General features: G+C 65.0%; 13 protein-coding genes. 7 read left to right on the plus strand and 6 right to left on the minus strand.

Features of this window, described 5'->3' with window-relative positions; all coding sequences use genetic code 11:
* Positions 1-4 precede the first annotated feature (4 nt).
* The 5 genes from EN874_RS15060 (at position 5) to EN874_RS15080 (ending at position 4290) form a co-directional block, all read left to right on the plus strand.
* Complete coding sequence (locus EN874_RS15060) at positions 5-940, plus strand: glycosyltransferase family A protein (protein ID WP_127425433.1); 936 nt, start codon at positions 5-7, stop codon at positions 938-940.
* An 88-nt stretch (positions 941-1028) separates the two neighbouring features.
* Entirely contained in the window at positions 1029-1367 is a 339-nt protein-coding gene (locus EN874_RS15065; protein WP_127425434.1) for a hypothetical protein, read from the plus strand.
* A gap of 75 nt (positions 1368-1442) precedes the next feature.
* On the plus strand, positions 1443-2564 hold the full coding sequence (locus tag EN874_RS15070) for a DNA topoisomerase IB (protein ID WP_127425435.1): 1122 nt from the start codon (positions 1443-1445) through the stop codon (positions 2562-2564).
* Between the two features lie 80 nt (positions 2565-2644).
* Positions 2645-3019 (plus strand): YciI family protein, encoded by a 375-nt coding sequence (locus tag EN874_RS15075; protein ID WP_127425436.1) that lies wholly within the window; start codon positions 2645-2647, stop codon positions 3017-3019.
* On the plus strand, positions 3016-4290 hold the full coding sequence (locus tag EN874_RS15080) for an RNA polymerase sigma factor (RefSeq protein WP_127425437.1): 1275 nt from the start codon (positions 3016-3018) through the stop codon (positions 4288-4290). The genes EN874_RS15075 and EN874_RS15080 overlap by 4 nt, the downstream gene beginning before the upstream one ends.
* A 60-nt stretch (positions 4291-4350) precedes the next feature.
* Here EN874_RS15080 and EN874_RS15085 read toward each other — a convergent pair whose 3' ends face one another.
* Complete coding sequence (locus EN874_RS15085; RefSeq protein WP_127425438.1) at positions 4351-4788, minus strand: VOC family protein; 438 nt, start codon at positions 4786-4788, stop codon at positions 4351-4353.
* Between the two features lie 383 nt (positions 4789-5171).
* Here EN874_RS15085 and EN874_RS15090 point away from each other — a divergent pair, with 383 nt between their 5' ends.
* Positions 5172-6686, plus strand: coding sequence for an aldehyde dehydrogenase family protein (locus EN874_RS15090; RefSeq protein WP_127425439.1), 1515 nt, complete (start codon positions 5172-5174; stop codon positions 6684-6686).
* A gap of 14 nt (positions 6687-6700) precedes the next feature.
* On the opposite strand, the gene EN874_RS15095 is transcribed toward EN874_RS15090, so the two are convergent.
* Both EN874_RS15095 and EN874_RS15100 read right to left on the minus strand, forming a co-directional pair.
* Positions 6701-7501, minus strand: a complete 801-nt coding sequence (locus tag EN874_RS15095) for a hypothetical protein (protein WP_348631728.1) — start codon at positions 7499-7501, stop codon at positions 6701-6703.
* A 187-nt stretch (positions 7502-7688) separates the two neighbouring features.
* Positions 7689-8555, minus strand: a complete 867-nt coding sequence (locus tag EN874_RS15100; protein ID WP_127425441.1) for a hypothetical protein — start codon at positions 8553-8555, stop codon at positions 7689-7691.
* A gap of 324 nt (positions 8556-8879) precedes the next feature.
* On the opposite strand from EN874_RS15100, the gene EN874_RS15105 reads away from it, so the two are divergent.
* Positions 8880-9713 (plus strand): GNAT family N-acetyltransferase, encoded by an 834-nt coding sequence (locus EN874_RS15105; protein ID WP_127425442.1) that lies wholly within the window; start codon positions 8880-8882, stop codon positions 9711-9713.
* A gap of 34 nt (positions 9714-9747) precedes the next feature.
* Here EN874_RS15105 and EN874_RS15110 read toward each other — a convergent pair whose 3' ends face one another.
* The 3 genes from EN874_RS15110 to EN874_RS15120 are packed head-to-tail and all read right to left on the minus strand — an operon-like array spanning position 9748 to position 13776.
* Entirely contained in the window at positions 9748-10851 is a 1104-nt protein-coding gene (locus EN874_RS15110) for an alcohol dehydrogenase family protein (protein ID WP_127425443.1), read from the minus strand.
* A 22-nt stretch (positions 10852-10873) separates the two neighbouring features.
* Entirely contained in the window at positions 10874-12253 is a 1380-nt protein-coding gene (locus EN874_RS15115) for an aspartate aminotransferase family protein (protein ID WP_127425444.1), read from the minus strand.
* A 29-nt stretch (positions 12254-12282) separates the two neighbouring features.
* Positions 12283-13776: an NAD-dependent succinate-semialdehyde dehydrogenase gene (locus EN874_RS15120; RefSeq protein ID WP_127425445.1), complete on the minus strand. Its 1494-nt coding sequence runs from the start codon at positions 13774-13776 to the stop codon at positions 12283-12285.
* Positions 13777-14150 lie beyond the last annotated feature (374 nt).

Genomic DNA, 14150 nt, shown 5'->3' on the forward strand with positions numbered 1-14150 from the left:
ATAGTTGACAGCGGTCAGCGTGATTGTGCCTGCATATAATGCGTCGGCAACCATTGCCGACACATTGGCAACGTTGCGCTCGGAGGCCGAGACCATCGGCGAAGTGATACTGGTCGACGATTCCTCGACGGACAATACGGCGGCGGTGGCCGCGGATGCAGCCTCGCGGCTGGCCCTGCCGCTCCGGGTCGTCCAGTCGGGCTGTCGGGACGCAGGCGGCTCCCGCAATCTTGCGCTGACCGAGGCACGCTTTCCCTGGATTTATATGATCGACGCCGACGATCTGCATCTCGAGGGCGGGCTGCGGACGCTGTTGTCCAAGACCAGGGCCAGGTCGGGCGTGGATATGGTGGTCGGCGCCTACCGCCGGCGGACCGACGGTCAGGACCGGCAGTTCAAAACACCGGCCGGCTATATGGCTGCCGGACTCGCCAATGCCTCCGCCTATCTGGAAGGCAGGATCCGATCGATTGCCGTCGGCAGTGCGCTGGTGTCGCGGCATGCGGTCGGCGACACGCGGTTCCCGACCGGGCTTGCCTATGACGAGGACACGCTGTTCTGGGCGCGGGTGATGAGCAAGGCATCGCTCGAGATCGTGACACGGCCCATCATGATCTACTTCGTGTCGTCGGAACGCTCGGATGACCGCTTTGCGACAAAGCCTGCGCGACGCTTCCTCGAATGGCGACTGGCGCTGCGCGAACTCGCCGACTGCGGCATTCCGAAATCGTCGTTGAAGGCGAGGGAAGGGATTGTGGCGCTCAAGATCGCACGCGTCCACTACGCGCGCGGCGATCTCGAAACGGCAGCACGGTTCTTGACGGTCGCCGAAGCCGCCCCCAAGGTTACCACCGACATCTGGCGCTGCATGCGCTATCGGCTGAAAATCGCGGTGCGACGCCGGTTCCCAACCCATCGCATCCAGTTGCAACGCGCCTGATGGCCGACCCAGGCGCATCGCCTGGGGATTCCGTTGCCGGGAGATGTACACACCGGCCAGCCGTGTCGACGGGCCCTGGGGCCGGAAAATGCAGCACCGGCTTTTCCGCGCCTATCACCCGGATCGATTTCGGTCGATTGATCTACACGGCGCCTGGTTTCCCGAAGATCTGGGCTTCAAGCTCCGGGATAGCGGCCTCAACCTTTATCATTTGAAGATGATCGAGCCAAAACGGCGCGCGGCGCGGCGCGATCTCTACAATCATCTCGATCCGGATCGCCGCCTGCAGCAGGTCGGCTACGATCATCTGGCGGATGAGACGGGGGCGGTTCTGGAGGCGATACCACCCGGGCGGGACTATTTTCCCGCCCATACCGACGATGGTGGGCTCTGGATGGCCAACGTGTCCGCCGACCGGCAAGGCTGAAGGGCGCTCTTCCGGGACGGTGGAACCAGCCGGCTGCCGCGAGGCTTATCTGAGGACCAGTTCCGTGGAGCCGTCATGCTGCAACGAGCACAATCGTCCCGCGACCGCCTGGCGGGCGGTGAGGAAATGCAAGGAAACGGCGCTCAAGTTTCGGCCGAGCGCGCCTCGCTCCGCTATGTCAGCGACGCCGATCCGGGCATCCGGCGCCTGAGGAAAGGCAAGGGATTTTCCTACCTTGGCCCGAACGGGAGCGCAGTCAGCGCGGCCACGATGGACCGCATCAAGGCGATCGTCATTCCGCCGGCGTGGGCGGACGTATGGATTTCGCCCGATCCGGACGGCCATATCCAGGCGACGGGCCGGGATCAGCGCGGGCGCAAGCAGTACTGCTATCATCCGCAATGGACCGAGGAGCGGGACGGCGTCAAATATTCCAGTCTTGTTGCCTTTGCCGAGGCATTGCCCGATCTCCGGCGTCAGGTAGATGCCGACCTGCGCCGGCACGGCCTGCCGATGGAACGCGTGGTCGCCGCGATCGTATGGCTGCTCGACAACACCATGATCCGTGTCGGCAATGCCGCCTATGCCCGGGACAACAGGAGTTTCGGGCTGACCACGCTGCGCGACCGCCACGTCGATATCGAGGGATCGAGACTGCGCTTCGCCTTCAAGGGCAAGTCCGGCAAGGAATGGAAGCTGAAGCTGGTCGACCGCCGCATAGCCAAAGTCGTGCGCGGCGCGCAGGACCTGCCTGGCCAGACGCTGTTCCAGTATCTCGATGAAGGAGGCGCTCGCCGGCCGGTGCGCTCCGAGGACATCAACCGCTACATCCGCGAGGCGTCCGGCCCTGAGTTCAGCTCAAAGCATTTCCGCACTTGGGGCGGCACCATCCATGCGGCATCGCTGCTTGCGCAGACCGAATTGCCCGAAAGTGCTGCCCAGCGGAAGCGGGTGATGAACGGCATGGTCGACAAGGTTGCTGAACGGCTGGGCAATACGCGAGCCGTCTGCCGCCGGTGCTACATCCACCCGCTCGTCTTCGAGGCGTGGACCGAAGGGAAGCTGCTCGATGAAATGGCGAAAGCCAACGGGCGAAAGCGTCTCATACCGGGCCTCGACGAGAAAGAGACGCTGGTGTTGAGGTGGCTCAAGGCGCAGGGGTCCGATGAGCAGCAAGGGAGCAGGGTAAACCTGTGATCGCCCCGTCGATTTTTTTATCGACCTGGTGTCGGGAAGGGTCCTACTGTCTCGTCCTTTGATACGGAAAGGACGAGACCATGCTTTACGCCATCCTCTGCTACGCCTCTGAAGACGTCGTCTGCTCCTGGAGCAAGGAACAGGACAATGAGGTCATGGCAAAGCTTCTCGACGTCCAGGACAAATACGCCAAGGCAGGCCGGCTCGGCCCGGTGGCGCGTCTCCTGCCGACCACCGCCGCGACGACGCTGCGAAAGGTCAAGGGCGAAGCGATCGTTCTCGACGGCCCGTTCGCCGAGACCAAGGAGCAGTTCCTCGGCTTCTACACGCTCGAATGCCGCGACCTTGACGAGGCCGTCGAGTTCGCTCGCGAGCTCTCCGAGGTCAATCCGAGCGGCGGCTCCTACGAGATCAGGCCGATCTCCATCTTCAATCCGACCAAGGTTCCCGCATGACCGACCTTGCCTGGATCAGCAACGCGATCAGCACCGCCCGTCCACAGGCGATGGGCGCGCTGCTGCGCTATTTCCGCGACCTCGACGCCGCGGAAGAAGCTTTCCAGGATGCATGTCTCAGGGCGCTGAAGAATTGGCCGAAGAACGGCCCGCCACGCGATCCGGCGGCCTGGCTGATCTTCGTCGGCCGCAACAGCGGCATCGACGCGGTGCGCAAGCGCGCCAAGCAGGCGCCGATGCCGGAAGAGGACCAGATTTCCGATCTCGAGGATGCCGAAGGCGATATGGCCGAGCGGCTCGACGGCGCGCACTACCGCGACGACATCCTGCGGCTGCTGTTCATCTGCTGCCATCCCGACCTGCCGGCGACGCAGCAGATCGCGGTGGCGCTGCGCATCGTCTCCGGCCTCACCGTCAAGCAGATCGCGCGCGCCTTCCTCGTCGGCGAAAGCGCCATGGAGCAGCGCATCACCCGCGCCAAGGCGCGCATTGCGGACGCCGGCGTGCCGTTCGAGACGCCGGGCGCGGTCGAGCGCTCGGAGCGGCTCGCGGCGGTCGCGGCGATGATCTACCTCATCTTCAACGAGGGCTACTCGACCAATGGCGGCGAGGCGCCGGCCCGCGCCCCGCTTTGCGAGGAAGCGATCCGGCTCGCCAGGCTGCTGCTCAGGCTGTTCCAGCAGGAACCCGAGATCATGGGGCTGACCGCCCTGCTTCTGTTGCAGCATGCGCGCGCGCCGGCACGCTTCGACGAGAATGGCGAAATCGTGCTGCTCGAGGACCAGGACCGGTCGCTCTGGAGCCGCAAGATGATCGACGAGGGGCTGGCCCTGGTCGACAAGGCGCTGCGTCATCGCAAGCCCGGACCCTACCAGGTGCAGGCGGCGATCGCGGCACTGCATGCGCGGGCGGCGACGCCCAAGGACACGGACTGGACCGAGATCGATCTCCTCTACGGCCTGCTCGAGCAGATGCAGCCGTCGCCGGTGGTGACGCTGAACCGCGCCGTCGCGGCGAGCAAGGTGCGCGGTCCGGAGGCGGCGCTCGCCATGATCGAGCCGCTGGAAGACCGGCTGGCGGGCTATTTCCACTTCTTCGGCCTGAAGGGCGGCCTGCTGATGCAGCTTGGCCGCGGCGAGGAGGCGCGCGTGGCCTTCGACCGCGCGATCGCGCTTGCCAACACCGCCGCCGAGGCCGCCCATATCCGCATGCATATCGATCGGCTAATCAAGGAGAGCACCGAGACGTCGTCGATTCAGAAGGTGCGCTGAGGCGTACCGAGCGGCGCATGCTGACATTGGCCGCGCTTCGTCATTGTCTTAGTATTGCGCTCACCCGAGTTCTTGGGCGAGTCCGATGAGAAGTCCCTCAGGTCCGCGGATGTAGCAGAGCCGATATGCGTCCTTATACTGGACGACTTCGCCGACGAGCTGCGCGCCGCGCTGGAGGAGCCTTTCAAGCGTCTCGTCGAGATCGTTCACGGCGAACATGACGCGAAGGTAGCCCAGAGCGTTCACCGGGGCGTCGCGGTGATCCGCGACGACAGGCGGCGCGAGGAAACGGGAGAGCTCGAGCCGGCCGTGGCCGTCCGGCGTGCGCATCATGGCAATCTCGACGCGCTGGTCGCCCAGTCCAGTGACGCGTCCGGCCCACTCTCCTTCGATCGTGGCCCGTCCTTCGAGCTCTAGGCCGAGCTCACGAAAGAAATCGATCGTCTCTTCGAGGTCATCGACGACGATTCCTACGTTATCCATCCGTTTGAGCGCCATGTGCCCAGCCTACAAAGTGCCGTCTGGTCGAGCAAGGGACCCTTTGCCCAACGCCTAGCGCAATTCCAGGAAAAGTGTGAGCGGTTTTTCGTCCGGAATTACGTAAAAACAAGGAGATAGGGCGTTTCGCCGTTTCCATGAAACGCACTAAGGCTACGCCCGGCGCAAGCCGGTGCTGCGCTGGCATTCTCCGGTCAGCCCGGTTTGGTCGCTTCGTGCCTGCTGGCCCAATTTTGCGTACCGGGCTTGGACCATGCCGGGGTGGCGATTTTTCCCTGAAACGAGTAATGCCACGCCATCAAAAGCGCCTGGGCGTGTCGCATGGCAGGGCCAAAGGCTTCCACCCGCGCCATATCAACGGCGGGATCTGAAAGGGATAAAAAATGACGATAGCGAAGGAAACGGCCTCACTTCTGGAGAAACTGGGTGTCGCCAAGGACGCGCTTTCCGGCGGCGACCTCATCGTGCGCAGCCCGGTGACGGGCGAAGAGATCGCGGCGCTGAAGTCGATCTCGGCCGCCGACGCGGGCAAGGCCATCGATGCCGCCCACAAGGCCTTCCAGGCATGGCGGCTGGTGCCGGGCCCGAAGCGCGGCGAGCTGGTGCGCCTGCTCGGCGAGGAACTGCGCGCGCACAAGGCGGAACTCGGCCGACTGGTGTCGATCGAGGTCGGCAAGATCCCGTCGGAGGGCCTCGGCGAAGTGCAGGAGATGATCGACATCTGCGACTTCGCGGTCGGCCTTTCCCGCCAGCTCTACGGCCTGACCATCGCCACCGAGCGCCCTGGGCACCGCATGATGGAGACCTGGCATCCGCTCGGCGTCGTCGGCGTCATCTCGGCCTTCAACTTCCCCGTCGCGGTGTGGTCGTGGAACGCGGCGCTCGCCTTCGTTTGCGGCGACGCGGTGGTGTGGAAGCCGTCGGAAAAGACGCCGCTGACAGCGCTTGCCTGCGAGGCGATCTTCAAGCGCGCCGCCAAGCGTTTTGGCGCCGAGGTGCCGGAAGGCCTGCTTCAGGTGCTGATCGGCGACCGCGCCGTCGGCGAGGTGCTGGTCGACCATCCGAAAGTGCCGCTGGTTTCGGCCACTGGTTCGACCCGCATGGGCCGCGAGGTCGGCCCTCGCCTTGCCAAGCGCTTCGCCCGCGCGGTGCTGGAACTCGGCGGCAACAATGCCGGCATCGTGGCGCCCACCGCCGATCTCGACATGGCGCTGCGCGCCATCGCCTTCGGCGCCATGGGCACCGCCGGCCAGCGCTGCACGACGCTGCGGCGCCTGTTCGTGCATGACAGCGTCTACGACGCGTTGCTGCCGCGCCTGAAGAAGGCCTATCAGAGCGTTTCCGTCGGCAATCCGCTGGAGACGTCGGCGCTGGTCGGACCGCTGATCGACAAGGCCGCCTTCGACAACATGCAGAAGGCGCTGAAGGAAGCCGAGGCGCACGGCGGCAAAGTGACCGGCGGCACGCGGGTCGAGAACGGCCACCCCGGCGCCTATTACGTGCATCCAGCACTGGTCGAGATGCCCGCCCAGGTCTCGCCGGTGACGGAAGAGACCTTCGCGCCGATCCTCTATGTGATGAAATATTCCGATTTCGACGAGGCGCTCGACCTGCACAATGCGGTGGGCGCCGGCCTGTCGTCGTCGATCTTCACGCGTGACCTGCAGGAATCCGAGCGTTTCCTCGGCGTCGACGGCTCGGACTGCGGCATCGCCAACGTCAATATCGGCACCTCGGGCGCCGAGATCGGCGGGGCGTTCGGCGGCGAAAAGGAAACCGGCGGCGGCCGCGAGAGCGGCTCGGATGCCTGGAAGGCCTATATGCGCCGCGCCACCAACACTGTGAACTTCTCCAAAGCGCTCCCCTTGGCGCAAGGCGTGTCGTTCGACATCGACTGAGATATGCCAGCGGTTCAGCCTGGAGAAGCTGAACCGCTGGCCACGTTCTTCACGCAAGCGGCGAAGGCTGCGTCTATGATGGCGAGCTTGACCGCCTGCGCCGTCGCATACTCGCCGTAGAACTCGTCCGACACCCACATCACCGAATGGCCGAGCCAGCCGACGCTACCGAGCGCCTCGGCGTCGCGCAACTTGCGCGCCAGGTGGGTGCGCGACAGTTTCAGCCATCTGGCGAAATCGCCGATCGAGAGGATGCCGGTCGGGATACGTTCCCGGCCGACATTCTCGAGTTCGACGCCGGCGATCAGCCAGTCCATGACGACGCCGCCATTGTTGAGCCAGGTGAAGAGCGAGAACGTCCGTTCCGGCTCGCGCACCGGCACGGAGGAGACCAGTCCGTCCGCGATCAGCGGCTGCAACTGTGCCAGCATTTGCGGGCGTGCCTGGAATGTCGCCAGCCGATCCGCGCCGTCGAGATCGTCAAGCGTCTTGAGATGCATCAGAACCCAGCCTGTCAGCTCCGCCAATGCCGCAGCCGTCGGTTGCAAGGGGCGAATGCGGGCGTCGTCACCGCCAGGCGCATCCACGATGAACTTGTAGTGCTGCATTTCCTTGATGAAGGCGTGCGTGGTGTTGCGGCTGGCCACCGAATGTTGAAGGGTGACGTCGACGAAATGCGCGGCCGTCAGGTCCTTTCGATAGTCGCTGGGATCTCTGCGGAAATGCAGGGCAAGCCCGATATGGGCCATCAGCCAGCGCTGCTGGGTGGCAAACACCGAGGATGCCCGCGGGTTCCCTTGATAGGCCTGCAACATCGCCCGCGCCTGCGCCTGGATGCAGGCAGGCAGCGCAGGGTGGCCCGCTTGTCTTCGAACGTCAGCGCCATTCCCCCCAGAACCCGCCAAGTATCGCAATGTCCGATGCCGATAACAGTTTCGGCAGGCGCCCGCCAGTGCAACCGCCGGTTTTTGCGGGATGAGCCTTTAAGGCAGGCTCCGGCGCTCAGCCTTCGCCTGCGCCGGAAAAGCACGCCTCGAAGGCTGCGTCGACGACAGCGAGCTTGGCAGCCTGCACGGCCATGTATTCGTCGAAGAACTGCCGCGAGACCCACATGACAGAATGTCCGCGCTGGCCGACCCAGCCGATGCTGCCGAGCACCTCGGCGTCATGGAGCTTGCGCGCCAGATGCGTGCGCGAGAGCTTCAGCCAATGGGCGAATTCGCCGATCGAAATGACGCTGGTCGGAATCTTCTCGAGGTTGGCGTCGTCCGGGTCGATGCCCGACATCAGCCAATCCATGACGATGCCGCCATTGTTCAGCCAGATGAACAACGAGAAGGTTTGCTCGGGTTCCCGCACCGGACCGGACGCGAGCAGCCCGTCGCAGATCAAGGGCTGCAGCTTTGCCAGCATATCGGGGCGCGTGAGGAAGGTTGCCAGCCGGTTCCCGCCGTCGACCTGATCAAGCGTCCGCAAATGGGCATGGATCCAGCCGGTGAAGGTCTCGATGGTGGCCGCGGTCACCCGCAACGGGTGGGCGCGGCCATCGCCGCTCGTCGAAAGATATTCGGCGATGTTGTAGTGCAGCATTTCCTTGACAAACGCCTCGGCGGTGTTGCGGCTGGCGACCGAATTGCGGCGCACGACCTCGATGAAACGCGCCACCGTCATTTCGGTGCGGCGGTCATTGGGGTCGCGCCTGAAATGCAATGCGAGCCCGACATGGCCGAGCAGCCAGCGCTGCTGGGTGGCAAAGACGGCGGCAAGGCGCGGGCTGGTTTCGTAGATATGGATGAGCGCGCGCGACTGTTCCTGGACACCACGGAGTGCTGCCGGATGACTGGCGATCTCTTCGGCGCTCAGCGGCATTTCCTGCGGCACTCCATTCGATTCCAGGCAAAGGCAGATGCAGATTTATAGCCTTCGCCGATTGTGTCCAGTTGCCCTTTGGAACAACGGAGGATTGCTCGGCGCGTCCCTCGCTAACTCTTTGCTTCGGTTTGAAAAATCACTCTAGGCGCAAGCCTGGTCAGAACGCTGCGATCGTCAGACCTTTGCTCCGTCATCCGGCTGACGCGCGCCGCGTTAGTCCTTCACCACCTTGCCAGCCCGCCTGGGAAAGACGCCCTTTGCAAGCCGCGGGCCACGACCTATCGTGGCAACCTGAAATCCAGGCCGCAGCCGAGTGAGACAATGCCGAGAACGATCCGGACGCTGACCGCCAGCGAAGTGGAAACGCTCATCGACTGGGCCGCGGCGGAAGGCTGGAATCCGGGTATCGGCGATGCGCCCGCTCTGCGGGCCGCCGATCCGGAAGGGTTCATCGGCGCCTTTGTCGGCGGCGAGATGATGGCCGGCATTTCGGCTGTCGCCTATGGCGCGGGTTTCGGCTTCATCGGCCTCTATATCTGCCGGCCCGACCGGCGTGGCGAAGGCCATGGCAAAGCGGTCTGGGACGCCGGCATGGCCCGGCTCGGCGAGCGGATCATCGGCCTCGACGGCGTGCCCGAGCAAAGGACCAACTACCAGCGCAAGGGGTTCGTGCCTGCCTATGAGACCGTCCGCTTCAGCGGAGGAGCTGTCCGCCTGGCCGGCGGCGGCGACATCCTGCCTGCGACGGCCGCCGGCTCCGCCGAAATCCTCGCCTACGACCGCCAGTGCTTCCCGGCGCCGCGCGAAGCCTTCCTGCGGGAATGGCTGCAGCCGCCGCGGATCGCGCTCATGTCCGCCGGTTCGGCCGGCATTGCCGGCTATGGCGCAGCACGCCGATGCCGCGAGGGATTCAAGATCGGCCCGCTGTTCGCAGATGGGATGGACACAGCCTTGGCGCTGGTGGCGACGCTGTCGGACAGGACAGCGGGCGAAGTGCTGCACATCGATGTGCCGGCCACCCAGGTCGGCTTCACGGCCATGCTTCAGGCCGCCGGCATGGTTGCGGGCTTCACGACGACCCGCATGTACAAGGGCGGCAAGCCGGGCAACGCGCCGACCAAGGTCTTCGGCATCACCACGCTGGAGCTGGGGTGATCGCCGGAACGCAGAGCCTCGACATTCGACCGTCTCATCCGCCGGCGTTCGCCACCGCGTCCGGCACCACCACGAGCTTGCCGACGAAATCCTTGGCCATGAAGTCCGCCTGGGCGCGGTGGAAGTCGGACAGTTTGTAGACGCCACCGACCAACGGCCTGATCTTCTTCTCCTCGATGTAGCGCACGATGCGGCGGAAATCGCCCCTGGTGCCCTGGCTCGAGCCGTGCAGCTGAAGCTGCTTCAGATACATGGTGCGCAGATCGAGCTGCACGACCGGGCCGGCGATGGCGCCTGCCGTGGTGTAGCGGCCTTCGGGCCGCAGGACGCGCAGCAGGTCGTTGAAGATGGCGCCGCCGACAAGGTCGGCGACCACGTCGATTGGTTTTCCGCCTGTCGCTTCGTTCACCGCGGCCGGCAGGTCAGCCACGCCGCGCGTGATCACCTTCTCGGCGCCGATATCGAGCACAGCCTGCTCCTTGCCCTTGCCGACGAGCGCATAGGGAATGGCGCCGCGCGCCCGCGCCAGCTGCATGATTCCGGAGCCGACGCCGCCGGAGGCGCCGGTGACCAGCACCCGCTCGCCGGCCTTCAGCGCGGCGCGTTCCAGCATCTGCTCGCCGGTGAGGTAGGCACAGCAGAAGGTGGCGAGCTCGACATCGCCCAAGTCTGTGTCGACGACATGCGCGTTCGCGGCCGGCAGCGCCTGGTACTCGGCGTATCCGCCGTCGCGGCCGTGGCCCATATAGTCGATGTCGGCAAGCGAATCGTCGTCGCGGTTGTAGATGGAGAAGTCGACCATCACGCGCTCGCCGATGCGGCTTGCCGGCACGCCGTCACCGACGGCGACGATGGTGCCCACCGTGTCGGTGCCCTGGATGCGCGGAAAGGTCAGCGTGTTGCCCTGCCGGCGCCAGGTCGACACCGCGGCCGCGTCCTCCTCCGTGCCGTAGGCGCCTTGGCGCACCCAGACGTCGGTGTTGTTCATGCCGCAGGCGCTGACCTTGACCAGCACTTCGCTGGCGGCGGGCGAGGGCACCTCCACGTCGGTGCGATAGACGAGCTTTTCCAGTCCGCCATGGCCGGTGAGCTGCACGGCGGCCATCGTTGCTGGAACGGTTCCGGTCATGGCATTCATGTCGCTTCTCAGATGTCGCTTCTCAGATACTGGCAAACACGCTGTTCACCGCGTCGGCGGTCTTGGCGACGATCATGTCGGCCTCCTCGCGCGTCAGGCAGAGCGGCGGCGCGAAGCCGAGGATATCGCCCTGCGGCATGGCGCGGCCAAGAACGCCATGGGCGGCAAGCGCCGTCGCGATTTGTGGCCCGACCTTCAGGGCCGGATCGAAGAAGACGCGATCATCGCGATCCTTGACGAATTCGACCGCGGCCAGCATGCCGTCGCCGCGCACCTCGCCGACATGCTTATGGCCACCGACGGCCTTGGCGAGCTCGGCGCGGAAGTAGGCGCCGGTCTCGCCGGCATTCCGCACCAGATCCATCTCGTCGATCAGTTCGAGATTGGCGACGCCCGCGGCAACGCAGATCGGGTGCGCCGAATAGGTCCAGCCATGGCCGAGCGAACCCAGCTTGTCGGAGCCCTTGACCAGCACCTGCCAGACCTTATCGGAAACGATGACGCCGGAAAGCGGCGCATAGGCCGAGGTCAGCCCCTTGGCGATGGTGATCAGGTCCGGCTTGATGCCGTAGTGGTCGGAGCCGAACATGGTGCCGAGACGGCCGAAGCCGGTGACCACCTCGTCGGCGACTAAAAGCACGTCGTATTTGTTCAGCACGGCCTGGATCTTTTCCCAATAGCCGGCCGGCGGCGGCACGATGCCCCCGGTGCCGAGGATCGGCTCGCCGATGAAGGCCGCGACCGTATCCGGGCCTTCGGCGACAATCATCTCCTCGAGCTTGTCGGCGCAATATTGCGAGAACTGCTCCTCGCTCATCGAGCGGTCGACGCGGCGGAAATAGTAGGGCGCCTCGGTGTGCAGGATCGGCGCGCGCGGCAGGTCGAAGGCGTTGTGGAAGAGCTCCAGCCCGGTCAGCGATCCCGTCATCACGCCCGAGCCGTGATAGCCGCGCCAGCGCGAGATGATCTTCTTCTTCTCGGGACGGCCGAGAACGTTGTTGTAGTACCAGATCAGCTTGATGTTGGTCTCGTTGGCATCGGAGCCGGAGAGGCCGAAATAGACTCGGCTCATGCCCTTCGGGGCGCGGTCGATGATCATCTTGGCAAGCCGGATCGAGGCCTCGGTGCCGTGGCCGACATAGGCATGGTAGTAGGCGAGGTTCTTCGCCTGCTCAGCGATGGCATCGGCGATCTTCTGGCGTCCGTAGCCAACATTGACGCAATAGAGGCCGGCGAAGGCATCGATGCTCTTCCTGCCGGTGTTGTCCCAGATGGTGACGCCGTCGCCGCCGGCCATGATGCGGGCCGGCGAATCACCGCGCGCATGCGTGCCCATATGCGTCGAGGGATGGAAGAAGTGGTCGCGATCCCAGGCCGAGAGTTCGTTGGATTGTTCGAGCATCTTTTTACTCCTGAAAATTCCGGGATGGCTTACGCGACATCCAGGCAAAGGTACTTGAGATCGGTGAAGGCTTCGAGGCCGTGGCGCGAGCCTTCGCGGCCGATGCCGGACTGCTTGACGCCGCCGAACGGGATCGGCGCGCCGGTGATCTTGACCCGGTTGATGGCGACCATGCCGTAGTCCAGCGCGCGGCCCATGCGCGCCTGTCGGGCGCCGCTTTCGGTCACGACATAGGCGACGAGGCCATATTCTGTGGCATTGGCGCGGGCGACGACCTCCGCTTCGTCGTCGAACGACGTCACGGCGGCGACCGGGCCGAAGGTTTCCTCATGGATGATCAGCGCGTCGTCCGTCACATCGACGAGAAGCGTCGGCTGGAAGAACAGCGGCCCGGCCGCGTGACGCTTGCCGCCGGTCAGGCAGCGCGCGCCGCGGGCGAGCGCGTCGGCGACCTGCTCCTCCACCTTCGTGACCGCGCGCTCATGCATCAGCGGTCCGATATCGGCGTTGCCGGTGAGCCCGTTGCCGGTGCGCAGTCGCTCGATGCGGCGGGCGAAAGCAGCGCAGAACCGTTCGTAGATCGACCGCTGCACATAGATGCGGTTGGCGGCAAGGCAGTCCTGGCCGGAGGTGGCGAATTTGGCGTCGAGCGCGATCGTCACCGCCTTGTCTATATCGGCATCGTCGAAGACGATCAGCGGCGCATGGCCGCCGAGCTCCATGACCAGCCGCTTCATCGTCGCAGCACTCTGCGCGGCGATCAGCCTGCCGACTTCGGTCGAGCCGGTGAAGCTCATGGCCCGCACGCGCGCATCAGCGCACATCGTGCCGACGATCGTGCGGGCATCGCCGGTGACGACGTTGAAGACGCCGGCCGGCAGGCCGGCGCGCTCACCGAGCTCGGCCAGCGCCAGGGCCGACAGCGGCGTCTCGGAGGACGGATGCGCCACGACGGTGCAGCCGGCGGCAAGGGCCGCGGCCGCCTTGCGGGTGAGCATGGCCGATGGAAAATTCCACGGGGTGACGACGCCGACGACGCCGAGCGGCTCGCGGCGCACGCTCATCTCGGCATTGGGTAGATGGCTGGTGACGCTTTCGGCGTTGAGACGCTTTGCTTCCTCGGCATACCACTCGACGAAGGAAGCGGCGTAGTCGATCTCGCCCAGCGACTCCTTCAGCGGCTTGCCCTGTTCCAGCGTCATCAGCAGCGCCAGGTCGTCGTTGGCGGCGACGATCAGGTCGAACCATTTTCGCAAAATTTTGGAACGCTCCTGCGGCAGGGCCGAGCGCCAGGCAGGCAGGGCGCGGGAAGCCGCGTCGATCGCCTCGGTCGTCTGCCTGGCATCGAGCGCGGCGACGAAGGCCACGGTGGAGCCGGTGGCCGGGTCGGTCACTTCGAAGCTCGCGGCCGAATGGCCGGCCGTCCAGTGACCGCCGACATAGCCGAGATCGCGCAGCAGCCGGCGATCGGCAAGACGGTCGAGTGCTTCGTGACGGTGCGGGCGTGCAAAATGCGCGGACATCGATCAGGTCTCCCGGTGCCGAGGCGATGCGGAGAGATTAGCCGCACGGTCGAGACAGAGAGGCTGTCTCGGCAGCCGTAGGTAGAGAGATTGTCTTTATTTTGCCGGGAGAGCAGGTCGATCTCTCTAGCTTGCCGGCTGGCGGGTGCCACCAAATGGTGAAAATTGGCTGAGCCTCCACAACTTCGTCATCCTAGGGCGTAGCAGTCGCGGAGCGACGTCGCGGAGACCCTAGGTGTTTGATCCCGGCATTTGATGGTGCATTGTTTTCCCAAGAATGGAAGGATGCACTATGGGCCAGGTTCTTCACGGCAGCGCCACAACGACAGAGGCGATCCGTCGAACAATACAGAATAGTCAAGAGAGCCTGAGAA

It is taken from the genome of Mesorhizobium sp. M1D.F.Ca.ET.231.01.1.1, from assembly GCF_003999155.2.
GTDB lineage: Bacteria > Pseudomonadota > Alphaproteobacteria > Rhizobiales > Rhizobiaceae > Mesorhizobium.

What these genes read in the sequence shown, in the direction of transcription:
- EN874_RS15110 (WP_127425443.1), bottom strand. Translation starts at nt 10,851, where the DNA reads ATGAATGCCATGACCGGAACCGTTCCAGCAACGATGGCCGCCGTGCAG.
- EN874_RS15075 (WP_127425436.1), top strand. Translation starts at nt 2,645, where the DNA reads ATGCTTTACGCCATCCTCTGCTACGCCTCTGAAGACGTCGTCTGCTCC.
- EN874_RS15105 (WP_127425442.1), top strand. Translation starts at nt 8,880, where the DNA reads ATGCCGAGAACGATCCGGACGCTGACCGCCAGCGAAGTGGAAACGCTC.
- EN874_RS15090 (WP_127425439.1), top strand. Translation starts at nt 5,172, where the DNA reads ATGACGATAGCGAAGGAAACGGCCTCACTTCTGGAGAAACTGGGTGTC.
- EN874_RS15100 (WP_127425441.1), bottom strand. Translation starts at nt 8,555, where the DNA reads ATGCCGCTGAGCGCCGAAGAGATCGCCAGTCATCCGGCAGCACTCCGT.
- EN874_RS15065 (WP_127425434.1), top strand. Translation starts at nt 1,029, where the DNA reads ATGCAGCACCGGCTTTTCCGCGCCTATCACCCGGATCGATTTCGGTCG.
- EN874_RS15085 (WP_127425438.1), bottom strand. Translation starts at nt 4,788, where the DNA reads ATGGCGCTCAAACGGATGGATAACGTAGGAATCGTCGTCGATGACCTC.
- EN874_RS15095 (WP_348631728.1), bottom strand. Translation starts at nt 7,501, where the DNA reads ATGTTGCAGGCCTATCAAGGGAACCCGCGGGCATCCTCGGTGTTTGCC.
- EN874_RS15115 (WP_127425444.1), bottom strand. Translation starts at nt 12,253, where the DNA reads ATGCTCGAACAATCCAACGAACTCTCGGCCTGGGATCGCGACCACTTC.
- EN874_RS15120 (WP_127425445.1), bottom strand. Translation starts at nt 13,776, where the DNA reads ATGTCCGCGCATTTTGCACGCCCGCACCGTCACGAAGCACTCGACCGT.
- EN874_RS15070 (WP_127425435.1), top strand. Translation starts at nt 1,443, where the DNA reads ATGCTGCAACGAGCACAATCGTCCCGCGACCGCCTGGCGGGCGGTGAG.
- EN874_RS15080 (WP_127425437.1), top strand. Translation starts at nt 3,016, where the DNA reads ATGACCGACCTTGCCTGGATCAGCAACGCGATCAGCACCGCCCGTCCA.